At 72.6% G+C, this 22,015-nt stretch carries 21 protein-coding genes; 13 read left to right on the top strand and 8 right to left on the bottom strand.

Going from position 1 to position 22,015, the window contains the following annotated elements:
* The first annotated feature begins 100 nt into the window (after positions 1-100).
* The 7 genes from ACWCV9_RS14035 to pqqB all read left to right on the top strand — a co-directional run bounded on the left by ACWCV9_RS14035 (position 101) and on the right by pqqB (position 6,779).
* Positions 101-1,813: a sigma-70 family RNA polymerase sigma factor gene (locus ACWCV9_RS14035; protein WP_450786478.1), complete on the top strand. Its 1,713-nt coding sequence runs from the start codon at positions 101-103 to the stop codon at positions 1,811-1,813.
* 251 nt (positions 1,814-2,064) lie between these two features.
* On the top strand, positions 2,065-2,280 hold the full coding sequence (locus tag ACWCV9_RS14030; protein WP_450786476.1) for a hypothetical protein: 216 nt from the start codon (positions 2,065-2,067) through the stop codon (positions 2,278-2,280).
* Positions 2,281-2,440: 160 nt separating this feature from the next.
* A complete protein-coding gene (locus tag ACWCV9_RS14025; protein ID WP_450786474.1) occupies positions 2,441-3,946 on the top strand; it encodes a purine-cytosine permease family protein in 1,506 nt (501 codons plus the stop codon).
* The gene (locus tag ACWCV9_RS14020; RefSeq protein WP_450786472.1) at positions 3,943-4,494 is read left to right on the top strand and encodes a cysteine hydrolase family protein; all 552 of its coding nucleotides are present in this window, start codon (positions 3,943-3,945) and stop codon (positions 4,492-4,494) included. Before ACWCV9_RS14025 ends, ACWCV9_RS14020 begins: the two co-directional genes overlap by 4 nt.
* Positions 4,491-5,195: a GntR family transcriptional regulator gene (locus tag ACWCV9_RS14015; protein ID WP_450786470.1), complete on the top strand. Its 705-nt coding sequence runs from the start codon at positions 4,491-4,493 to the stop codon at positions 5,193-5,195. Before ACWCV9_RS14020 ends, ACWCV9_RS14015 begins: the two co-directional genes overlap by 4 nt.
* A 180-nt stretch (positions 5,196-5,375) precedes the next feature.
* On the top strand, positions 5,376-5,774 hold the full coding sequence (locus ACWCV9_RS14010) for an SseB family protein (RefSeq protein ID WP_450786468.1): 399 nt from the start codon (positions 5,376-5,378) through the stop codon (positions 5,772-5,774).
* A 111-nt stretch (positions 5,775-5,885) separates the two neighbouring features.
* Positions 5,886-6,779: a pyrroloquinoline quinone biosynthesis protein PqqB gene (pqqB, locus tag ACWCV9_RS14005; RefSeq protein ID WP_450786466.1), complete on the top strand. Its 894-nt coding sequence runs from the start codon at positions 5,886-5,888 to the stop codon at positions 6,777-6,779.
* On the opposite strand, the gene ACWCV9_RS14000 is transcribed toward pqqB, so the two are convergent.
* From ACWCV9_RS14000 to ACWCV9_RS13985, 4 genes are all read right to left on the bottom strand, one after another.
* A complete protein-coding gene (locus ACWCV9_RS14000; RefSeq protein ID WP_450786464.1) occupies positions 6,776-7,174 on the bottom strand; it encodes a MarR family winged helix-turn-helix transcriptional regulator in 399 nt (132 codons plus the stop codon). The genes pqqB and ACWCV9_RS14000 overlap by 4 nt on opposite strands.
* A gap of 74 nt (positions 7,175-7,248) precedes the next feature.
* On the bottom strand, positions 7,249-7,599 hold the full coding sequence (locus ACWCV9_RS13995) for a VOC family protein (RefSeq protein ID WP_450786462.1): 351 nt from the start codon (positions 7,597-7,599) through the stop codon (positions 7,249-7,251).
* Between the two features lie 127 nt (positions 7,600-7,726).
* The gene (locus ACWCV9_RS13990; protein ID WP_450786461.1) at positions 7,727-10,036 is read right to left on the bottom strand and encodes an FtsX-like permease family protein; all 2,310 of its coding nucleotides are present in this window, start codon (positions 10,034-10,036) and stop codon (positions 7,727-7,729) included.
* A complete protein-coding gene (locus tag ACWCV9_RS13985) occupies positions 10,033-10,740 on the bottom strand; it encodes an ABC transporter ATP-binding protein (RefSeq protein ID WP_450786459.1) in 708 nt (235 codons plus the stop codon). The genes ACWCV9_RS13990 and ACWCV9_RS13985 overlap by 4 nt, the downstream gene beginning before the upstream one ends.
* A 140-nt stretch (positions 10,741-10,880) precedes the next feature.
* Between ACWCV9_RS13985 and ACWCV9_RS13980 the strand changes: the two genes are divergently transcribed.
* The gene (locus ACWCV9_RS13980) at positions 10,881-11,720 is read left to right on the top strand and encodes a sensor histidine kinase (RefSeq protein ID WP_450786457.1); all 840 of its coding nucleotides are present in this window, start codon (positions 10,881-10,883) and stop codon (positions 11,718-11,720) included.
* Positions 11,717-12,421 (top strand): response regulator, encoded by a 705-nt coding sequence (locus ACWCV9_RS13975; protein WP_450786455.1) that lies wholly within the window; start codon positions 11,717-11,719, stop codon positions 12,419-12,421. Before ACWCV9_RS13980 ends, ACWCV9_RS13975 begins: the two co-directional genes overlap by 4 nt.
* Here the strand turns inward: ACWCV9_RS13975 and ACWCV9_RS13970 are convergent.
* Genes ACWCV9_RS13970 through ACWCV9_RS13955 form a run of 4 tightly spaced genes read right to left on the bottom strand, consistent with a single transcriptional unit; the run spans position 12,390 to position 16,556 of the window.
* Positions 12,390-13,421, bottom strand: a complete 1,032-nt coding sequence (locus ACWCV9_RS13970) for a LacI family DNA-binding transcriptional regulator (protein WP_450786453.1) — start codon at positions 13,419-13,421, stop codon at positions 12,390-12,392. The two genes, ACWCV9_RS13975 and ACWCV9_RS13970, sit on opposite strands and share 32 nt — an antisense overlap.
* Positions 13,418-14,323, bottom strand: coding sequence for a carbohydrate ABC transporter permease (locus ACWCV9_RS13965; RefSeq protein ID WP_450786451.1), 906 nt, complete (start codon positions 14,321-14,323; stop codon positions 13,418-13,420). The genes ACWCV9_RS13970 and ACWCV9_RS13965 overlap by 4 nt, the downstream gene beginning before the upstream one ends.
* A complete protein-coding gene (locus ACWCV9_RS13960; protein WP_450786450.1) occupies positions 14,320-15,243 on the bottom strand; it encodes a carbohydrate ABC transporter permease in 924 nt (307 codons plus the stop codon). The genes ACWCV9_RS13965 and ACWCV9_RS13960 overlap by 4 nt, the downstream gene beginning before the upstream one ends.
* Positions 15,240-16,556 (bottom strand): ABC transporter substrate-binding protein, encoded by a 1,317-nt coding sequence (locus tag ACWCV9_RS13955; RefSeq protein ID WP_450786449.1) that lies wholly within the window; start codon positions 16,554-16,556, stop codon positions 15,240-15,242. The genes ACWCV9_RS13960 and ACWCV9_RS13955 overlap by 4 nt, the downstream gene beginning before the upstream one ends.
* Positions 16,557-16,792: 236 nt before the next feature.
* On the opposite strand from ACWCV9_RS13955, the gene ACWCV9_RS13950 reads away from it, so the two are divergent.
* The 4 genes from ACWCV9_RS13950 to ACWCV9_RS13935 all read left to right on the top strand — a co-directional run bounded on the left by ACWCV9_RS13950 (position 16,793) and on the right by ACWCV9_RS13935 (position 21,973).
* Positions 16,793-18,814 (top strand): beta-galactosidase, encoded by a 2,022-nt coding sequence (locus ACWCV9_RS13950; protein ID WP_450786448.1) that lies wholly within the window; start codon positions 16,793-16,795, stop codon positions 18,812-18,814.
* A 104-nt stretch (positions 18,815-18,918) separates the two neighbouring features.
* Positions 18,919-20,481, top strand: coding sequence for a glycosyl hydrolase 53 family protein (locus ACWCV9_RS13945; RefSeq protein WP_450786446.1), 1,563 nt, complete (start codon positions 18,919-18,921; stop codon positions 20,479-20,481).
* Between the two features lie 192 nt (positions 20,482-20,673).
* A complete protein-coding gene (locus tag ACWCV9_RS13940) occupies positions 20,674-20,961 on the top strand; it encodes a winged helix-turn-helix domain-containing protein (protein WP_450786444.1) in 288 nt (95 codons plus the stop codon).
* A 52-nt stretch (positions 20,962-21,013) separates the two neighbouring features.
* Positions 21,014-21,973 (top strand): SMP-30/gluconolactonase/LRE family protein, encoded by a 960-nt coding sequence (locus ACWCV9_RS13935; protein WP_450786443.1) that lies wholly within the window; start codon positions 21,014-21,016, stop codon positions 21,971-21,973.
* Positions 21,974-22,015: the final 42 nt, after the last annotated feature.

Raw genomic sequence — 22,015 nt, 5'->3', positions numbered from 1 at the left:
GAAGTCGAACATCTCTCCGAGTAACTGTTATCCGCGCGCCCCTCGGCGGTCTCCCAGATATCGGACAGCACCGTTCGGCGACGAGAACAGGGAAGCTTTGATGAGTACACAGCGCACGGTGGGGCCGGCCGCACTGGTGATCGCCGCCCGGGCGGGCGACCCGGCGGCCCAGGACGCCCTGGTCAGCGCCTACCTCCCGCTGGTCTACAACATCGTGGGCCGGGCACTGAACGGCTCGGTCGACGTCGACGACGTGGTCCAGGAGACCATGCTCCGCGCCCTCGACGCGCTCGGCGACCTGCGCACCCCCGAAAGCTTCCGCTCCTGGCTCGTGGCCATCGCGATGAACCGGGTCCGGGCCCACCGGCAGGACCGGCAGTTCGCCCCGGGCGCCGTCGAGGAGGCCGCCGACCTGGCCGACCCGGGCGCCGACTTCGTGGACCTGACCATCGTCCGGCTCCAGCTGTCCGGCCAGCGCCGGGAGACCGCCGCCGCCACCCGCTGGCTGGAGCCGGATGACCAGGAGGTGCTGGCGCTGTGGTGGCTGGAGTGCGCCGGCGAACTGACCCGCGCCGAGGTCGCCACCGCCCTGGAGCTGTCGCCGCAGCACACCGCGGTCCGCGTGCAGCGGATGAAGGCACGGCTGGAGGCGGCCCGGGTGGTCGTCCGGGCGCTCGACTCCCGGCCGCTGTGTACGGACCTGAGCGCCACCCTGGCCACCTGGGACCGCCTGCCCTCGGCGCTGTGGCGCAAGCGGATCGCCCGGCACGCCCGCGACTGCGTCCGCTGCGGCGGCCTGTGGCAGGGGCTGCTCCCCGCCGAGGGGCTGCTCGCCGGGCTGGCCCTGGTCGCGGTGTCGTCGGCGCTGCTCACCACCGTGCGGTCCGCCGCGGCGGCGACCGCCCCGGCCGCGGCCACCGCCCCGCTCCCGCCGCACCCGGCCGACCCGCTCGGCACCCAGGCCACCCAGGTCCTCCCCGCGGCGCAGCCCGGCCCGGGCGACCCCGGCTCCGCCGCCCCGCTCGGCACCGACACCGGTGCGCCGCCCCGCCGGCCGGTGTCCCGGGGCGAGGCCCGGCGGCGCCGGCGGCTGCGGCGGCGCGCCCTGGGCGGGGCCGTGGTGGCGGCCTGCGTGGCGGGCGGCGGCCTGTGGTACCTCGGCCCCGGCTCCGCACCGCGCACCCAGGACACCAGCGCCGCGCGCACCGCGGGCGCGCCCGGTGTCGACCTCGCCGCCCCGAGCACCACCGCGGCCTCGCCGTCGACCGACCCGTCCCCGTCACCGTCCCCGCGCCGGACGAAGAAGAAGGCCACCGCCAAGAAGAGCCCCCGCCCGACCCACAGGACCAGCACCCCCAAGCCCACGCCCACCCGGACGGCGTCCGCCGCGCCGCGTCCCTCCGCCACCCCGCGGCCGGTCCCGCCGGCCACCGGCACCGTCGCCCAGGTGATAGCCCTGGTGAACCAGGAGCGGGCGAGCGCCGGCTGCGGACCGGTCACCGAGAACGCGCTCCTGGACAAGGCCGCGCAGGGCCACTCCGACGACATGGCCGCCCGGCACTTCTTCGACCACGTCAACCCGGACGGCGCCGACCCCGGCCGGCGCATCACCGCGGCGGGGTACAACTGGTCCACCTACGGGGAGAACATCGCCCAGGGCCAGCCGACCCCGAAGGCCGTGATGGACGCCTGGATGAACAGCCCAGGCCACCGCGCCAACATCCTCAACTGCTCGTTCAAGGAGCTGGGTGTGGGCGTGCACACCGGCCCGGGCGGACCGTGGTGGACCCAGGACTTCGGTGCCAAGCTCTGACGCTCCGCCGTACTGCTGACACCGCCGCACTGCTGCCACCGGCGACTGCTGACATCGGCGCACTGCTGGCACCGGTGCGGTGGACCGGCACGGCGCGGCGACCGGCCCCGGGGGGACCGGCCGCCGCGCGGCTGTGCCCGGTGGCCCGGGATCACTTGTTCCGGGAGCGAAGCGGATTCATGTATTCCGTCCGGTCGTGGGAGCGGCGTCGTCCGGGTACTCGGGGGCCGCACAGAGGCAGGTGAGCCCCCATGAGCGAAGACACCCCGTCCCAGGCCGAGGGTGAGCGGGAACCGGACACCACGGCGGCCGGCCAACCGCCGCGCACCACCCCCTCCCAGGCCGAGGGGGAGGACACCACCGAGGAGGGCGGCACCGGGCAGGCCCGGCACGGCGGCAAGCCCGGTCTCGCCCAGCATCTGCGGGAGGAGCCGAGGACACCGATCCAGGAGGAGTTCGACCGCTGACGCCATGTGCCACGACACCCGGCGCGCGCCGCCGGAATGGCAGCTTGATGCCAAACAACATGCCTGTGTCATACGGCAGTTGGCACCCTCTTGACGCTCTCCGGGCCCCCGCCTAGCGTGCAGCGGACACGTCTGGACAGGTTTGGCAGGTGGCTCGGAGATGACGTACCAGCAAGACCCCCTCGACAGCAGATCCACCGCGCGCCCGATGCAGGTGGAGACGCACGGACTCGACGTCATCGGGGACGCGGAGCGCAAGGGCACACCCCGCGTGCTGTTCTGGCCCTGGTTCGGGGCCAACGTCTCCGTCCTCGGGCTGAGCTACGGCGCCTTCGCGTTCGGCTTCGGCATCTCCTTCTGGCAGGCGCTCGTCGCGGGCGTCCTCGGCATCGTCGTCTCCTTCCTGCTCTGCGGATTCATCGCGGTCGCCGGCAAGCGCGGTTCCGCGCCCACGATGGTGCTGAGCCGGGCCGCCTACGGCGTGCGCGGCAACCGGCTGCCGTCCGTCATCTCGTGGATCCTCACCGTCGGCTGGGAGACCGTCCTCGCCGCGCTCGCCACCATGGCCACCGCCACCGTCTTCGACCGCCTCGGCTGGGGCGGCGGCACCGAGACGAAGGTCGCCGCCCTCGTGGTGGTCGCCGCGCTGACCGTCCTCGGCGGAGTCATGGGCTTCGACCTGATCATGCGGCTCCAGACGGCGATCACCGTCATCACCGGCATTCTGACGGTCGTCTACTTCGGCCTCGTCGCCGACCACATCCACTGGTCCGCCGTCAGCTCCCTGCCGTCCGGATCGCCGCAGGAGTTCATCGGCGCGCTGGTGTTCATGATGACCGGCTTCGGCCTCGGCTGGGTCAACGCGGCGGCCGACTACTCCCGCTACCTTCCCCGCAGCTCCTCCAGCCGGGGCGTGATCGGCTGGACCACGTTCGGGGGCTCCGTCGCCCCGCTGCTCCTGCTGGTCTTCGGGCTGCTGCTGGCCGGCTCCTCGCAGACGCTCAGCAAGGCCGTCGCGGCCGACCCGATCGGCGCGCTCACCACGATCCTGCCCACCTGGTTCCTGGTGCCCTTCGCCGTGGTCGCCGTGCTGGGCCTGGTCGGCGGCACCGTCCTCGACATCTACTCCTCCGGCCTCGCGCTGCTCTCCGCCGGCGTGCGGGTGCCCCGCCCGGTGGCCGCCCTCTTCGACGGTGTCCTGATGATCGCCGGCGCGGTCTACATCGTCTTCTTCGCCGGCGACTTCCTCGGCCAGTTCATGGGCTTCCTCACCACCCTCGGCGTGCCCATCGCCGCCTGGTGCGGGATCATGCTCGCCGACCTCGCGCTGCGCCGCCGCGACTACGACGAGACGGACCTCTACCGCCCGCACGGCCGCTACGGCGACGCACCCCTGACACCCCTGCTGCTCACCCTCGCCGCCACCGCCCTCGGCTGGGGGCTGGTCACCAACAGCGCCGCTTCCTGGCTCACCTGGCAGGGCTATCTCCTGGCGCCGTTCGGCCTCGGCGGCAAGACCGGTGCCTGGGCCTTCGCCAACCTGGGCGTCCTGGCCGCCCTCGCCCTCGCCTTCCTGGGCACGCTGCTGCTCCGCCGGGGCCGGGTGCGGGCGCAGGAGGCGCAGGCACCGAGCCCGACAGCCACCGAGGAAGTGCTCAGCCCGTGAACGCCGGCCACCTCGCCGTCATCGACATGCAGCGGGTCTTCGCCGACCCGGCGAGCCCCTGGGCCACCCCCCGCTACGCGGACGCGGCGGCCGGCGTCAAGGCCCTGCTGCCGGCGTTCACCGGCCGAGTCACCTTCACCCGCTTCCTGGCCCCGCGGGACCCGGCCGGAGCCTGGCGCGCCTACTACGAGCAGTGGCCCTTCGCGCTCCAGCCGCCGGACGCCGCGCTCTGGCAGCTCACCGACGGCTTCGCGGACGTCCCCGGCACGGTCCTGGACGCCACCACCTTCGGCAAGTGGACCCCCGAGCTGGCCGCCCGCGTCGGCGTGGGCGGCCGGCTGGTGCTGGCGGGTGTCAGCACGGACTGCTGTGTGCTGTCCACCGCGCTGGCCGCGGCCGACGCCGGCACCGAGGTGCTGGTCGTCGCGGACGCCTGCGCGGGCGCCGACGACGACTCCCACCTCAAGGCGCTCCAGATCATGGAGCTGTACCGGCCGCTGGTCCGGGTCACCAGCATCGCCGAGGTGCTCGCCGGGGCCGGGCCGTGACCGGTGTCCCGCTCAAACACCAGCAGATCAGCAGGACCCTCGCCCGGGAGATCCGCACCGGCCGCAGCCGCGCCGGGGAGCGGCTGCCGGGCGAGCACGCCCTGGCCCAGCGGTTCGGAGTCAGCCGTACGACCGTCCGCGCGGCCCTCGCCGAACTGAACGCACAGGGCCTGATCGTCACCCGCACCGGCAAGGGGTCGTACGTCCTCTTCGACGGCCGGCCGCCGGACGACCGGCTCGGCCGGGCCCGGGTGGTGACCCGCCACGGAGGCGACGGCGCCGTGCACACCCTCGCCGTGCACGAGACGCGCGACAGCGCGCTCGCCGTCGAACTCCGCCTGGACGAGGACATGTTCGTGTGCGTCGAGCGGACCGCGCTGGCCGCCGACGGCACCGTCCTGACGTACGAGCGCAGCTTTCTGCCGCCGGTGCCCGGCATCCGCGAGCTGCCCGCCCAGCGGCCCGGCGCACAGTCGCCCGCCGAGGCGCTGCTGCGGGCCGGGCTGCGGCCCGACCACGGCGAGCAGCGGATGGGCGGCCGGCCGATCGACGCCCGGGAGGCCGAAGCGCTGCGGCGGGCGCCGGGGGACTGGTTCCTGGAGCTTCGGCGCACCAGCCGCGCCGTCGACGGTTCCTTCGTCGAACACCTCGTCAGCCTGCTCGACCCCGCCCGCTGCCACCTGGCCGCCGCCTTCGGCTGACCGCCGCCCAGGACAGTGCTGCCCAGGACACCGGCGGACGCGACCCCGGTGGACGCGACGGCGGTGCACGCGGCGCTCTCGGGGCGCATGGCCCGGCCCGCACCGGGTACGCGAGGCCCAAGCCGCCCGGCGCGCACCTGTCCGGGAGGCCGTACCACTGCCGCTACCAGGGGACCTGCCATGGAGACACCCGCACACGACGCCCTGCCGACTCCGGCCCAGCAGGCGCTGGACGCGCTGACCGAGAACGCCGAGGACCAGGCCGCCCTGGACACCCTCGCGCACAGCGACGTACTCGTACCGGTGCCCGACGACGCGGTCGACGGGGAGGGCGCCGACGCCACGACGGTGGCCCTGCCCGTCCTCGAACAGCCCGGGGGAGACCAGGTCGTCCCCGTCTTCACCACCGAGGGCGAGATGGCCGACCTGCTGCCCTTCGTCTCGCGCTACCGCCTGATCCCCCTGGGCGACCTGGCCTCGCAATGGCCCGAGGAGGATCTCTCGCTGGCCATCGACGGCAGCTCACCCCACGCCCTGACCCTGACCTCCCAGGGGGTGCGCACCCTCCTGGTGCGGTGAGCGGCCGCGGCAGGACGGCCGGAACTGCCCCCGCCGCGGAGTCGTCACCCGCCCCGCCGCCGGGAAGACCCCTGCGGGAGAGACCGGGGCGAGGTGAAGGAGCCGATGGCCGTGAGGGTCGTCCTGCTGGGCACGGCCGCCGGGGGCGGCTTCCCGCGGTGGAACTGCGCCTGCGAGCGGTGCGCGGCCGCCCGGGACGGGAAGCTGCCCGCCCGGACCCAGGAGTGCGCCGCCGTGACCGGCAACGGGCGCGACTGGTGGCTGCTGAACGCCTCGCCCGATCTGCGCGCCCAGCTCGCGGCCACCCCCGCCCTGTGGCCCGGCTCCGGCCGCCGCACCAGCCCGCTGCGCGGAGTCCTGCTCACCGACGCCGAGGCCGATCACACCATGGGCCTGGGGGTGCTGCGCGGCGCGGCGGACCTGAAGGTGTACGCGGCGCCGCCGGCCCGCGCCGCCCTTGCCCCGGCCCGCGCCGCCCTCGGCCGCTACGCCCCCTGGGAGTGGGCGGACAGCCTCGCCGACGGCGGCTTCGTGCTGGCCGGCGGCCTCGTCGTCACCGCCTGCCCGGTCGGCGCGAGCACCCCGGCGTACGTACCGGGGGCGGCCCCCGAGCCCGCCGGGCCGTGGCGGACCGCGTACCGCGTCGAGGACCTGGCCACCGGGGGAGTGCTGGTGTACGCGCCCAGCGTCGGCACCTGGAGCCCCGTCCTGGACGAGCTGTGCGCCGACGCCGACTGCGTGCTGCTGGACGGTACCTTCCTCACGGCGGACGCCTCCGGTACGGCGGCGGCGCGGCCCGGCACCGGACAGGCGCCCCCGGCGCATCTGCCCGTCGACGGCCCGGACGGCACCCTGGCCGCCCTGGCCCGCCTTCAGGTCCCCCGCCGGATCTACACCCACCTGCACCACACGAACCCGCTGCTGGACCCCGGCTCACCGGCCCACGACCGGGTGACCGCACAGGGCGCGGAGATCCTGCCGGACGGCGCGGAGCTGCTGTTCTAGCTGTGCTGACCGGTCAGCGTGCGTTCCAGTGCCGCCCGCTGCAACGGCAGCACCTCGGCGTGCCGTTCGCGGCCCCTGCGGGTGAGGGCGACCCACACCCCGCGCCGGTCCTCCGCGCACACCGAGCGCTCCACCAGGCCGTCCTTCTCCAGCCGGCCGATCAGCCGGGACAGCGCGCTCTGGCTGAGGTGCACCCGGCCGACCAGGTTCTGCACCCGGCACTGGTCACCCTCCGCGGGCGACTCGGCGGCCAGGATGTCCAGCACCTCGAAGTCGCTGGCGCCCAGCCCGTACGGGTGCAGCACCCGGTCGATCTCGCACATCGTGCGCGCGTGCACCGCGAGGATGTCCCGCCACCGCTCCTCGAGCCCTGCGTCGGCCGTCTTGACTGCCATACCCGCACCGTAGCACCGAACCAGCCACTCGTTGAGTGTGCAACTAGTGGGCTCGGTGGGCCGTACGAGGCCGGTCAGCCGACCGGATCCTGAAGCAGCCCCACCAGGTTGCCGTCGGGGTCCTTCACCGAGGCCACGAGCCTGCCGTTGCCCACGTCCCGCACGTCCTGGAGCAGCTCGGCGCCCGCCGCCAGGAGGGCCGCCAGCCGCTCGCGCAGGTCCGTGACGTGCCAGAACGGCACCGGCCCGGTCAGCCCCTGGGCATGTCCGTTGGGGTCGAGGCCGATGTCCTGCCCGGCGGCCTTGAACCCGATGTAGTACGGCGCGTCGACAAAGGGCTCCACCCCCAGCAACGCGGTGAACAGGGCCTTCGCCCGCTCCGGATCCTTGACGGGGTAGATGATCGTTTGCAGGCCGGCGGTCATGGGACGTCACTCCTTCTGAGCTGTGTGCACCGGCGGGGGTGCCCGCCGGTGCTTTCACGCTAGGCCCGGGAAGCCCGCCCGTGCTTCTCCGATCCTGACCGGTTCCGGGCACCCCGGCAGGCCGGCGTCACTCGCCGTGCAGCACCTCCGCAACGGTGAGACGTGCCGCCCGGCGGGCCGGGACCAGCGCACCCATGACGGCGATCAGCACCCCCGCGCAGGCCAGCAGCGCCAGCAGCGGCGCGTGCCAGACGTCCGTCATGGACGACGGCAGGGCGATGTCGATGCCTGCCGCCATGCGGGGTACCACCACCCGGTAGGCGGCGATGCCGAGGGGGACACCGAGCACGGACCCCAGCGCGCCGAGCACCGCCATCGAGGTCATCGTCATCACCGTGACTTGGCGCGGGGTCATCCCGATCGACTTCAGCATGCCGAGGTCGCGGCGCCGGTCGTGGGTGTTGAGGACGGCCGTGTTGAACACCCCGAGGGAGGCGACCAGGGCCAGCATCAGGGTGAGACCGGTCGCGGAGCCGACGATCGTCCCGGTGACGCTGTTCGAGCCGCTGAACTGGACGGACAGCCCCGGGTCGGCTGCCCGCACGGCACGCCCGTACGCCTCCTGGGCCGTGTCCGGGCGCAGCTTGACGTGGTAGGCGATGGGCTTCACCGCCGGCATCAGCGCGGTGACCGTCGGCCAGTCGCCGACGATCAGCTGGTCGTTGGCGTCCATCGTCTCGCCGACGAGCGTCACCTCCTCCGTACGGCCGTCCCTGCCGAGCCGCACCCGGTCCCCGAGGTGCAGACCGAAGCGGCGAAAGACCGGCGTCCCGGCCACCACCTCCCCGGCCCGGTGCATCCAGCGGCCGCGGAGCAGCACCGTGTCCAGGGACCGGCCGCCACGCCGGCCCTCGAACATCACCGGCTGAGTGCTGCCGGCGAGGACCACCTGGTCGTCCGAGCGCGCCGTCACCCGGGTCGCGCCCGGCAAGGAGGCGAGCAGCGCCTGGAGTTGCCGGTCGCTGTGTACCGGCCGAACCTCGGTGCCGTGCCGCTGGGCACCCACGTAGACGGTGACGTCGTAGTCGGCGCGGCGCCCGTTGCCGTAGCTGTCGAGCGTCGCGGCCAGACCGGTCGCGAACGTCACCGTCGTCACCCCCAGCACCACCGCGGCCAGGGTGAGCGCGCTGCGTGCCGGGCGCGTGAACGGCAGTCCCACGCCGAGGCTCACCGACCGCGGCAACCGGGTGCCCGCCAGCCGCCGCTGGAGGCCGAGCGCCCGTCCGGCACGCGGGGCGCTGCCCGCACTGATGGCCCGCACCGCCGGCAGCCGCTGCGCTCGCACCGCGGGGCCGAGCGCGGCGAGCACGCAGACCAGGGGCATGCCGAGCAGGGCGAGCAGGTTCACCCAGGGCGCGATGCCCAGGCCCTCGTGCAGCACCCCCGAGGCCGGCCCGGTGAACACGAACCGGAAGAACGGCGCGGCCAGCAGATTCCCTGCCAGCGTGCCGAGCGCACAGCCCAGTACGGCCGGCACGGAGGTCATCGTCAGATAGACGCCCAGCACCTGCCCCGGAGTGAACCCCAGCGCCTTGAGGATGCCGATGTGCCGGAACCCGGAGACGACCGCCCCGCCGACCACGTTGGCCACGATGAGCACCGCCACCAGGACGCCCAGCACACCGAACGCCACGAGGTACGGCGCGTACGCGCGGGCGCCGCTGCCGATCCGGTGCCTGAGCGCCAGGTAGGTCTGGGACCCGGTGAGCGCGTCGTGCGGCAGTCCGGCCGTCACCCGGGACATCCCCGTGCGCAGCGCACCCTGCGAGGACGCGTCCCGGAACCGGTACAGCATCTGCGTGCCGGTGGGATGCAGGGCCCGCATCTGGGCCGGGACCACCCAGGCGTCCGCCGTGTGGCTCAGGTCGAAGGCGAACCCGACGATGGTGAGGGCGGGGCCCGCCGGTACGCGCAGCTTCCTGCCGAGGTCGTCGGCGGTCCAGTCGGGCTGCCGGTTGACGATCACCTCGCCGGGGCGGCTGGGCCACCGGCCCGCCCACACGTCGACCCGGTCCACCGGGGCCTCGGGGCCGGGGCGGCCCGCGACCGTGATCTCGCCGCCCAGCCCGAAGTCCGCGGCACCGTGCGGGATGCCGAACGTCACCTGGGCGAACGGCCCGGCAGCCGCCTCCACCCCCGGCCGGCGGGCCGAGTGCGCCAGCCGGGCGTCCGACACCTTGCCGGCGTCGTACACGGCCACGACATGCGGCCCGTGCAGCCGCCCGAAGGCGTGGTCGAACGGCGCCGACGCCGCGTCCACGAGCCCCAGCGCGACCACGATCGAGCCCGTCGACACCAGCGTGACCAGCCAGATCACCAGCGTCTGGAGCAGACGCCGGCGCACGGCCGCCCGTGCGGCCCGCCACACCGCCCTCATGAGGACGGCTCCAGGGTGTGCTGACCGGTCACCCGGCCGTCGGCCATCCGCACCAGCCGGCTCGCACAGCGCTGCGCGAGCCGCTCGTCGTGCGTGACGATGACCAGCGTCTGCCCGATCTGGTTCAGGTCGATCAGCAGGTCCATCACCTGCTCCCCGGCCCGGCTGTCCAGCGCCCCGGTCGGCTCGTCGGCCAGCAGCAGCGCCGGCCGGTTCATCAACGCCCGTGCCACGGCCACCCGTTGCCGCTCACCGCCGCTGAGCACCGCAGGGTAGGCATTGCGCCGGCCGGCGATGCCCAGCTCCTCGAACAGCTCCAGGGCGCGCCGCCGGGCCTGCCGGGCCGGAGTCCCCGTCAACTGGGCGGCCAGCGCCACGTTGTCGAGCGCCGACAGGTCGTCGATGAGGTTGAAGAACTGGAAGATCATGCCGATCCGGCGCCGCCGGTACAGCGCGAGGCCCTTCTCGCTCAGTTCCCCTACGTTCTCCCCGTGGACGACGACGCTTCCGGCCGACGGCCGGTCCAGACCGGCGATCATGTTCAGCAGCGTGGACTTGCCGCACCCGGAGGGGCCCATCACCGCGACCGCCTCCCCGGCCCCGATCTCCAGCGACACCGCGTCCAGGGCGACCGCTTCGCCGTACTCCTTGCGCACCCCGTCGAGTCTCACGACGGGGTCTCCCGTTCCCACCTCAGTGACCATGGGCAGGACGCTAGACGGGGGACCGCGCTCGGGGCATCCGTCCCCGGATGGCATCGCGTCCCCGGACTCATCCTGGGGATGCAGTGAACCGAACCCCCAGGTCGATGCGGATGTCAGTGCCGTCTGCGAGCATGAACCGCATGGGGGAGTACGACATGCTGACGGTGGCGCTCGCGATGGCGTGCTCGGCCGTCGTGGGACTCGGCGCGGCGCTGCTGCGCACCCGGCGCCGCTGGCAGGCGGCGGTGGGGGAGCGGGGCTGGCTGCTGGAGCGGGAGCGGGAGAGCGCCGCCGAGGCCGCCGTGGCGGCCGAACGCGACCGGATAGCCCGCGAGTTGCACGACATCGTCAGTCACAACGTCAGCCTCATGGTCGTCCAGGCGAGCGCCGCCCGCGAGGTGCTGGGCACGATGCCCGACGAGGCCGCCGTCGCGCTGCGTGCCGTCGAGGACGCCGGGCGGGGCGCGATGACCGACCTCAGACATCTGCTGGGCCTGCTCGCCCCAGCCCAGGACGGCACCGACACCGATCCGGGCGCGGACCCGAGGAGCACACCGCTCGCTCCGCAGCCCGGGCTCGACCGGCTCGGCAGCCTCGTGGACCGCATATCGTTCGCCGGGCTGCCGGTCGAGGTCCGTGTCTCCGGCGAGCCGAGACCGCTGCCCCAGGGCATCGACGTGACCGCCTACCGCATCGTCCAGGAGGCCCTGACCAACGCACTCCGGCACGGCGACGGCGGATCGGCCGAGGTGAGCGTGCGCTGGGCCGACCACGCGCTGCGGGTCGAGGTGCTCAACACCGGCCCCAGCGTGCTCACCGGCGCCGCACCGGCCGCGCCGAGACCGCACGGCGAGGGCACCGGACGCGGCCTGCTCGGCCTGCGTGAACGGGTCGCCGTCTACGGCGGTGATCTCGACGCCCGGCGCAGACTCGGCGGCGGCTACCGCGTCCGGGCCCGCATCCCGCTGGACCGCCCGTGACCCCGGATGCGCCGGAGCGGGCGCCCCGGGTGCTGATCGTCGACGACCAGACGCTGATCCGGACCGGCTTCCGGCTGATCCTCACCGCCCGGGGCATCGAGGTGGCGGGTGAGGCCGCCGACGGCGCCGAGGCGGTCGGCGCGGCCCGTGCGCTGCGCCCCGACGTCGTCCTCATGGACATCCGCATGCCCGTCCTGGACGGACTGGAGGCCACCCGGCAGATCCTCGCCGAGTCCCCCGACTGCCGGGTGCTCATGCTGACCACCTTCGACCTGGACCGGTATGTGTACACGGCGCTGTCGATCGGTGCCAGCGGCTTCCTGCTCAAGGACGTCACCCCGGAACACCTGGCGGCGGCCGTACGGCTGGTCGGCACCGGCGACGCGTTGCTGGCCCCACAGATCACCCGGCGCCTCGTGGAGCGGTACGCGGCCGAGGCCGGGCGGACACCCGAGCCGGTGCCCCCCGACCTGGCCGCCCTCACCCCGCGCGAGCGGGAGGTGCTGACCCTGCTGGGCCGCGGCCTGTCCAACGCCGAACTGGCCGCCGAGCTGACCCTGAGCGAGGCCACGGTCAAGTCCCATGTGGCCCGCATTTTCGCCAAGCTGGGCCTGCGCGACCGGGCCCAGGCGGTGGTCCTCGCCTACGAGACAGGGCTGGTGAAAGCCGTCAGGCGGACTCCCGGCGCACCAACTCCGTAGGAAGGATCACCGCCGCCGGGTCCTCCCCGCCGATCTGCGCCAGCAGCACCCGGACCATCTCACTGCTGATCCGGTCCCACGGCTGCCGGATGGTGGTCAGCTCCGGGGAGGACGCGGTCGCCGCCGGCGAGTCGTCGAAACCGCCGACAGCGATGTCATCCGGCACCCGCTTCCCGGCCCGCTGGAGGGCCGTCAGCACGCCCTGCGCCATCAGGTCGGACGCGACGAACACCGCGTCCAGGTCCGGGGCCTGCGCCAGCAGCCGCTCCGCGCCCGCCTCACCGCTGGCCCGGCTGTAGTCGCCGGAGACGATCAGCCGGTCGTCCACGGGGATGCCCGCCTCGGCGAGCACCTCCCTGTACCCGGCGAGCCGCTCCACACCGCCGGGGGTGTCCAGCGGGCCGGTGACCACGCCGATCCGCTGCCGGCCCAGCGACAGCAGATGCCGGACCATGTCCCGGGCGCCGTCCCGGTCGTCGGCGGCGACGTAACTCACCTTGGAGCCCAGCCCCATCGGCTTGCCACAGGCGACCAGCGGCACACCGGCCGCGCGCAGTTCCTCGGCGACCGGATCCCCGGAGTGGCTGGAGACCAGCAGCACCCCGTCGACATGGCCGGCGGTGATGTACCGCGTGATCCGCCGCCGCTCGTCGTCGGTGCCCGCCAGCATCAGCAGCAGCGGGACGTCGTGCGCGGCCAGCGCCTGGGTGCAACCGCGCAGCAGCACATTGAAGTTGGGGTCCTCGAAGAACCGCTCCTGCGGCTCGGTCAGCAGAAAGCCGACCGAGTCGGAGCGCCCGGTGATCAGCGACCGCGCATGCCGGTTCACCACGTATCCCGTCTTGCGGATGGCGGCGTTGACCGCCTCCTGCGCGGCGGGGCTGACGTAGTGGCCGCCGTTGAGCACGCGCGAGACGGTGCCGCGCGAGACACCGGCCTCGCGCGCCACGTCGTGGATCGTCGGCGGCCTTCGCCGTCCCCCCGGATTGCCCATGGTCATGACTTTACGGCCCCGGACAGCAGATCCAGGCTCCAGAACCGCTGGATGACCAGGAAGAGGGCGATCAGCGGGAGGACCGCGAGGAAGGCACCCGTGATCACCAGGGTGTACAGGGCGGGCGTGTTGGCCCCCTGCTCCAGCAGGGTGTACAGACCCAGCGTGAGCGGGAACTTCTCGTCGTCGCTGAGCATGATGTACGGCAGCAGGAAGTTGTTCCAGACGGCGACGAACTGGAACAGGAACACGGTGACCATGCCGGGGATCATCATCGGCAGCGCGATCCGGGTGAAGATCCGCCACTCGCTCGCCCCGTCCATCCGCCCGGCCTCCACCACATCGGCGGGGACGGCGGCGGAGGCGTAGATCCGGGCGAGATAGACGCCGTACGGGGAGAGGATCTGCGGCAGCAGCACGGACAGGTAGGAGTCCGTGAGGTTCGCCTTCGCCAGCAGCAGGTACTGCGGCACGGCGAGGATCACCGGCGGCATCAGCACGCCCGCGAGCAGGATGTTGAACATCGTCTCGCGGCCCCTGAACCGGTAGGTGGCGAGCGCGTAGCCGCTGAATGCCGACACGGCGGTCGACAGCAGGGCGCCGAGGACGGCGTACAGGGCGGAGTTGGCCATCCACTCCCAGTAGATGCCGTCCCGGTAGGCGTTCAGGTCCTTGAGGTTCTGGGTGAACCCGGTGCCCGGCAGGAAGGTGAAGGTGGAGAACAGCTCGCGCCCGGACTTGGTGGACGCGATCACCACCCAGGCGACGGGCAGCAGCGTGTAGGCCGCGCCGAGCAGCAGGGTGATCGTCGGCACCAGCGCGGTCCGGCGGCGCAGCGGCGGGCGCCGCGCCGTGCCGGGTGTGGCGCCGGCCGCCGGGGCGGCCTTGTGGACGGCAAGGGTGCTCATCGCGCCTCCTGCTTGTTGCGGCGGTTCGCGGTCCGCAGGAAACCGAAGGACAGGACCAGCGTGACCAGGGCGATCAGGACGGCCTCGGCCGCCGCCGAGTAGATGTCGTTCCGGTGGAAGGCGTCCTGGTACACCTTCATCAGCGGACTCCAGCTGGTGTCCACGGAGTTGGTGAGCGGCTTGAGGGTCGTCGGCTCGTTGTACACCTGGAGCGTCGCGATGATCGAGAAGAAGAAGGTCAGCACCAGCGAGGGCGCCACCATCGGGATCTTGATCCGCAGGGCGATCTGCAACGGGGTGGCGCCGTCCAGCCTGGCCGCCTCGTACACCTCGGCGGGGATGGACCGCAGCGAGGTGTAGATGACGATCATGTTGAAGCCGGTGCCGCCCCAGACCGCGATGTTCGACAGGGCGAGATAGAGCGGACCGCCGTCCAGCAGGTTCGGCTGCGGCAGCTGGAGCTTGGCCAGGACGTAGTAGAAGGGGCTCACGTCCGGCAGGTAGAGGAAGCCCCACAGCAGGGCCGCGACCACGCCGGGGATGGCGTACGGCAGGAAGATCGCGAGCCGGGTGAACGGGGTGAACCGCACCTTTTCGGAGTCCAGCATCAGGGCGAACAGCAGGGCGAGGCCCAGCATCACCGGGACGACGATGCAGCCGTAGCCGAGCACCCGCAGGGCGCCGTGCAGCAGCTCGCTGTCCTTGAAGGCGTCGGTGTAGTTCTCGACGCCGGCCCAGACCTCCTGCCGCGCGTTCGCCCCGAGGCCGAGCCCGGAGATGTGCGTCTTGCGGAAACTGAGGAAGACGGCGTAGCCGATGGGCAGTGCGAAGAAGAGTCCGAAGAGGAGCGTGGCGGGGAAAAGGAAGGCATACGGGGCCCCCTTGACCCCGTACGCCTTCCGGTGTGCGGGGCTTGTCACTGGGAGACCTCGAAGCCCTGCTTCTTCATGTCGGCGACCGTGGCGTCCTGCATCTGCTTCAGGGCGGAGGTGAAGTCCGACTTGTTCTTGGCGGCGGCGCCGAAGGCGTCGTTGAACGTGGCGTAGGCGACGTTCACGTTCGGGCCCCAGGCCGAGGGCGCGGTGGTCTTGGCGATCTCGGCGGCCTTCGGGTAGAAGTCGGCCTGGTTGGAGAAGTACTCCGGCGGGTTGGAGAACGCCCCGCTGAGCTGCGCGGACGTCGAGGCCGGGTAGATGCCGCTGTCCTTGGCCAGGGCGTCGAGGGCGGCGGGGTCGGTGTTCAGCCAGGCGGCGAACTTGGCCGCGGCGCCCTGGTGCGCGGAGTCGGTGGTGACGGCCGTGGAGGAGCCGCCCCAGCTGCCGGTCACGTCCTTCGTCGCCGACCACTGGGGCAGCGGGGCCATCGCCCACTTGCCCTTGGTGTCCGGCGCGGCCGTGGTGAGGGTGCCCGGCGCCCACACGGCGCTCACCCAGGCGATCTGCTTGCCGGTGTCGAGGGCCTTGTTCCAGGACGGGGTGTACATCGGCTGGTTGTCGACGAGGCCGTCCTTGACCAGGCCGCCCCAGAACGCGGCGACCTTCCGGGTGGCCGCGTCGTCGATGGCGACCTTCCACTTGCCGCCGGAGGCGGTCCACCACTTGGCACCGGCCTGCTGGGCCAGACCCGCGAAGAGGCCGGAGTCGTTGGCGGAGAAGGTGGTCAGCTGCTTGTCCGGCGCCTTCTTCTTCAGTTCGCGGGCGGTCGCGGCGAACTGGTCCCAGGTGGTGGGGACCTTCAGCCCGTACTTCTTGAAGAGGTCCTCGCGGTAGTAGAACATCATCGGGCCGATGTCCTGCGGCACCGCGTAGACCGCGTCCGTGCCGAGCGTGGTCTGCTGCCACACGCCGTCGGCGAACTTGCCCTTGACGTCACCGACCTGCTGGGAGATGTCCGCCAGCGCGTTGTTGCTGACCAGGGTCGGAAGCGCCTGGTACTCGGCCTGCACCAGGTCCGGCGCCTTCTTGGCCTTGTGCGCGGTGAGGATCTTGGTGATCAGCGTGTCGCCGGACGCCTGCTTCTTCACCGTGACGGTGATCTGCTCCTTCTTGCCCGGCCCCTTGTTCCACAGGTCCACGACCTTGTCCATGCCGGGGGTCCAGGTCCAGTACGTCAGCGAGACCGGACCGGACTCGGACGTGCTGTCGTCCCCGGAGCCGCAGGCGGCGAGGGCGGTGGCGCCGAGCGCGACGGCGACGGCGGTTGTCACGAGGCGACGGCGCTTCGTGTGCGGCATGGTTTCTCCCCTGACCTGGGCCCCCGCCCGCTGCGGGGACCTGCCATGCAGATGTGCACGTTCACATGACCCGGCTGAACGGCGGGCGCGAACCCCTGTCATGCTTCTGTGAGCGTTCACAGTAGAGAAACATCCCGGACACTTGTCAATGGTTGTTGCTGTGCGGTTATGTTGGGCCTGCACCGCCGATGTTGTGTGTGCACGTTCCCAAATGATCGATGACCGGGAGACCTCACATGCCGGACACCAGCCCCAGGGGCCTCACCAGGCTCGCCTTCGGTGGGGACTACAACCCCGAGCAGTGGCCGGAAAGCGTCTGGCAGGAGGACGTCCGGCTGATGCGCGAGGCCGGCGTGACCATGGTCAGCGTCGGCATCTTCTCCTGGGCCCTGCTGGAGCCGGAGCCCGGGAGCTATGACTTCGGCTGGCTGGACCGGGTCCTCGACCTGCTGCACGCGGGCGGCATCCTGGTCGACCTCGGCACGCCCACCGTGGCGCCGCCGGTCTGGTTCTACCGGGCCCACCCCGAGGCCCTGCCGGTCACCGCCGAGGGCATGCGCTACGAGTTCGGCTCGCGCGGCGCCGTCTGCCACAGCAACGCCGACTACCGCGCGGCCGCGGCGAACATCACCACCCGGCTCGCCGAGCGCTACGCCGACCACCCGGCCCTCGCCCTGTGGCACGTGTACAACGAGTACGGTGTCCCCGTCTCGTCCTGCTACTGCGACTCCTGCGCCGCCCACTTCCGCCGCTGGCTCGCCGACACCTACGGCACCGTCGAGGCGGTCAACGAGGCCTGGGGCACGGCCTTCTGGGGTCAGCGGTACACGAGCTTCGAGCAGATCAACCCGCCCCGGGCCACCCCGACCGCGGGCAACCCGGGCCAGGCACTGGACTACCGGCGGTTCGCCGACGCCACGATGCGGGAGAACTTCCGCGCCGAACGCGACATCCTGCACCGCCTCTCGCCCGGCGTCCCCGTGACCACCAACTTCATGACGGCGCTCAGCCAGTGCGACTCCGTCGACTACTGGGCCTGGGGCCGCGAGGTCGACCTCGTCACCAACGACCACTACCTGATCACCGACGGCCGCCGCACCCACGTCAACCTGGCGATGGCCGCCGACCTCACCCGCTCGGTCGCCGGCGGCGCCCCCTGGCTGCTCCTGGAGCACTCCACCTCGGGCGTCAACTGGCAGCCCCGCAACCCGGCCAAGGCCCCCGGCCAGATGGCCCGGAACTCCCTCGCGCACGTGGCCCGCGGCTCCGAGGGCGCGATGTTCTTCCAGTGGCGCCAGTCCCGGCGCGGCGCCGAGAAGTACCACTCCGCGATGCTCCCGCACGGCGGCACCGACACCCGGGTCTGGCGCGAGGTCGTCGAACTCGGCGCGGCCGTCGACGCGTTGGGCGGCGTCCGGGGCACCCGCACGGTGGCCGACGTGGCGATGCTGTGGGACTGGCAGTCCTGGTGGGCGCAGAACCTGGACTGGCGCCCCAGCGAGGACCACGACGCGCGCGAGCGCGCCGACTCCTTCTACGAGGCCCTGTACGACCGCCACCTCACGGTCGACTTCGCCCACCCCGAGGCCGACCTGTCGGCCTACCCCCTGGTCGTCGTGCCGGCCCTGTACCTGATGACGCAGGCCGCGGGGGACAACGTCCGGCGTTACGTCGAGAACGGCGGCACGCTCGTCGTGTCGTACTTCTCCGGCATCGTGGACGAGCACGACGCCGTCCACGACGGGGCCTACCCGGGCGCGCTGCGCGACGTGCTCGGACTGACCGTGGAGGAGTTCTCGCCGCTGCTCGACAGCGAGCAGGTGCGGCTGACCGGCCCCGACGGCTCCGAGCTGGCCGGGGACGTGTGGACGGAGTTCGTGGTGCCGCGCGGCGCCGAGACCGTCTGGACGTACGCCGACGGCCTCACCGCGGGCGGCCCCGCCGTCACCCGCAACCGGCTGGGCAAGGGCACCGCCTGGTACGTCTCCACCCGCCTCGCCGCGCCGGGACTGGACGCGGTCATCGGCCGGGCGGCCGATGACGCCGGGCTCGCCCCGCGCGCCGACCTGCCGCGCGACGTCGAGGTCGTGCGCCGCACCGGCGAGTCGGGCAGCTACCTCTTCGTCGTCAACCACACCGCCGGCGACACCAAGGTGCCGCTGGACACGCCCGGCACCGAGCTGCTGACGGGCGAACGCGCCGCGGGCCGCCTCGCGGTCCCGGCGGGGGCCGTCCGGGTCGTACGACTCGACGGCTGAGCCGGCTCCCCTCCGCCCGCGTGAGCCACGAGAGCCGTGGGCGGAGGGGTTCTCCTCCCTCCCCGGAGGACCCCCACCCATTCACGTCGAAGGGACGACGGACGATGAGGTTCCATCCCAGACGCACCATCCGGGCCCTGCTGCTGCCGCTCGCCGCGGGGCTTTCCCTCACCTTCCTGCCCGTGCAGGCAGCACACGCCGCGAGCACGCTCACCAACGCCGGGTTCGAGTCCGACGGAACCGGCGTGGCCACCCCCGCCGGCTGGTCCGAGTACGGCGACACCGGCGCCTCCTTCACGGAGGCCGGCGGCCACAGCGGCAGCTACCGGCTCACCCACTACGCGTCCTCCGCCTACAAGGTGGAGACGTACCAGTACCTCTCGGGCCTGACCAACGGCAGCTACGTGCTCACCGCATGGGTCCGCTCCAGCGGTGGCCAGAACTCCGCCTACATAGCCCTCAAGAACTGCGGCAGCGCCGAACAGCGCACCGATCTGCCGATCTCGTCCAGCGGATGGATACGGATCGTCACCCCGATCACGGTGACCAACAACCAGTGCACCATCAGCATCAACAGTGATGCGAACGCGGGCAACTGGATCAATGTTGACGATCTGACCTTCACGTCCGGCACCACCGGTACATCCATCCATGGTGCCGACATCTCCTCCCTCGCCAAGAGCGAGGCCAAGGGCGGCGTCTACAGGACCGCGTCCGGCACCACCGGCGACGCCCTCGCCATCCTGAAGTCGTACGGCATGAACTACGCCCGCCTGAAGGTCTGGGTGAACCCGGCCGACGGCTTCAACGACAAGAGCCACGTCCTGGCCATGGCCCGGCGGATCAAGGCGCAGGGCATGAAGCTCCTGGTCGACTTCCACTACTCGGACACCTGGGCCGACCCCGGCGCCCAGACCAAGCCGGCCGCCTGGGCGGGCCACTCGTACAGCCAGCTCCAGACCGATGTGTACAACCACACGTACGACGTGTTGAACGCCTTGAAGGCTCAAGGCACCACCGCCGACATGGTCCAGATCGGCAATGAGATCAACGGCGGCATGCTGTGGTCCGAGGGATCCACCGACCACTGGAGCCAGCTCGCCGGTCTGCTCAACTCCGGCTACAACGCCACCAAGGCCGTCAGCTCCTCCACGCTCGTCGCACTGCACCTCGCCAAGGGCGGCGACAAGGCCGGCACCGAGGCGTGGTTCGACAAGGCGGTGGCGGGCGGCGTGAAGTTCGACGCGATCGGCCTGTCCTACTACGGCTACTGGCACGGCCCGCTCTCCGACTTCCAGACCACCCTGGACGACGCGGCCTCCCGCTACGGCAAGCCGGTCTTCGTCGCCGAGACGGCCTACCCCTTCACGCTGGCCCAGAACGACTCGCTGGAGAACCAGATCGACCTCACCAGCGAGCTGGTCCCCCGCTACCCGGCGACCGTGGCCGGGCAGACCAAGTGGATGAACGACGTCGCCGGCATCGTGGAGGCCGTCCCGAACCACCGCGGCCTCGGCGTCTTCTACTGGGAGGCCACCTGGACCGCCGTCAGCGGCAACGGCTGGGATCCGGCCGACGCCACCTCCGGCAACGGCTGGGAGAACCAGGCCCTGTTCGGCTACGACGACAAGGCGGTCTCCTCCCTGACGTGGTTCAGCCACCGCTGATCCACCCCTGACCGGGCCCGGCCGTAAGAGGGGACGGCCGGGCCCTTCGCCGTCCCGGGACAGCCCTGCGTACGGTCCCGGTCGCAGTGCCGTGTGCTATCGGACAACGGCGGGGGAGCGGCCCCCACGCGCGCGTCAGCGGCAGCACAGTGGGAAGACGTCGCATGAGGAGGCGGGACGGAGGCGGTGCGGATGCTGGGGACTCCCTCGGGACGCATGCGGCAGGACATCCTCGACTGGATGAAGGACCCGGCCACCCACCTCCCGGGACGGCCGCACGGCGACCCCGCCGACGCGGGCGTGACCGCGCGGGCCGTGGCCGCGGGGCTGGGCGTCTCCCGCCGGACGGCCGTCAGCCATCTCGACTTCCTCACCCGCCTCGGCCTGCTCCGCACCCGGCGCAGCCGCTGGCGCGTCTACTACCGGCGGGACGAGATCCGTATCGCCGAGGTCACCCGGATGTTCGAAAAGGGCTGGTGAGCCCGCGGCCGCCTGGCAGGATGGGCCGATCCGAGCCGGAAGGGCCGTACGCATGCACCCTGTTACCCCGCTGGTCCCGCTGCACTACGTCGGCCTGGGCGCCCGCGGCCCCGAGGACGTGGTGGCCGACCCGCACGGGCGCGTGCTGACCGGCACGGAGGACGGCCGTATCCTGCGGATCCACCATCTCGGCGCGGCACGCACCGCACGGGTGGAGACCCTGGCCGAGACCGGCGGCCGCCCGCTCGGCCTGGAACTCCTCCCGGACGGCGACGTGTTGGTGTGCGACGCCGAGCGCGGCCTGCTCCGCGTCGGCCCCGGCGACGGCAGCGTCCGGGTCCTCGCGGACACGGTGGCGGGGGAGCCGCTCCGCTTTTGCAGCAATGCCGTGGCCCTGCCCGACGGCTCGGTGTACTTCACCGTGGCCAGCCGCCGGTACCCGCTCGACCGGTGGATCGGCGACATCGTCGAACACACCGGCACCGGACGCCTGCTGCGGCTGTCGCCCGGCAGCCGTACGCCCGAAGTCCTCCTCGACGGGCTCCAGTTCGCCAACGGTCTCGCCGTGAGCGCCGACGGCTCCTTCCTGGTGATCGCCGAGACCGGAGCCTGCCGCCTCACCCGCTACCACCTCACCGGCCCCCGGGCCGGGCGCGCCGATCTGTTCGCCGCCGTCCCCGGCATGCCGGACAACCTGTGGCGCGAGGGCCCCGCCGGGCCGTTCTGGGTCGCCCTGGTCAGCCCCCGCGTGCCCGCGCTGGGCCCGCTGCACCGCGGCTCGCCCGCCGTCCGCCGCACGGCCGCCCGGGCCGCCGTCCACGCGCCGTACCGCCCGGCCGGCACGATCGGGGTGCTCGCGCTCGACGACCACGGACGGACCCTGCACCACCTGACCCGGCGCCGCTCCGGCTTCCGCATGGTCACCAGCGTCTGCGCGACCGGGGACCACCTGGTCCTCGGCAGCCTGTGGGAACCCGGCGTCGCCGTCTGCGCCCGGCCGACGCCCGGCTGAGGCGGCGGTACCCTGGTGCCCGCCCGTGATCACCCGTAGGGG

The sequence above is a fragment of the Streptomyces sp. NPDC001606 genome (assembly GCF_053596835.1).
This window is presented reverse-complemented; position numbering and strand designations above follow the sequence as displayed.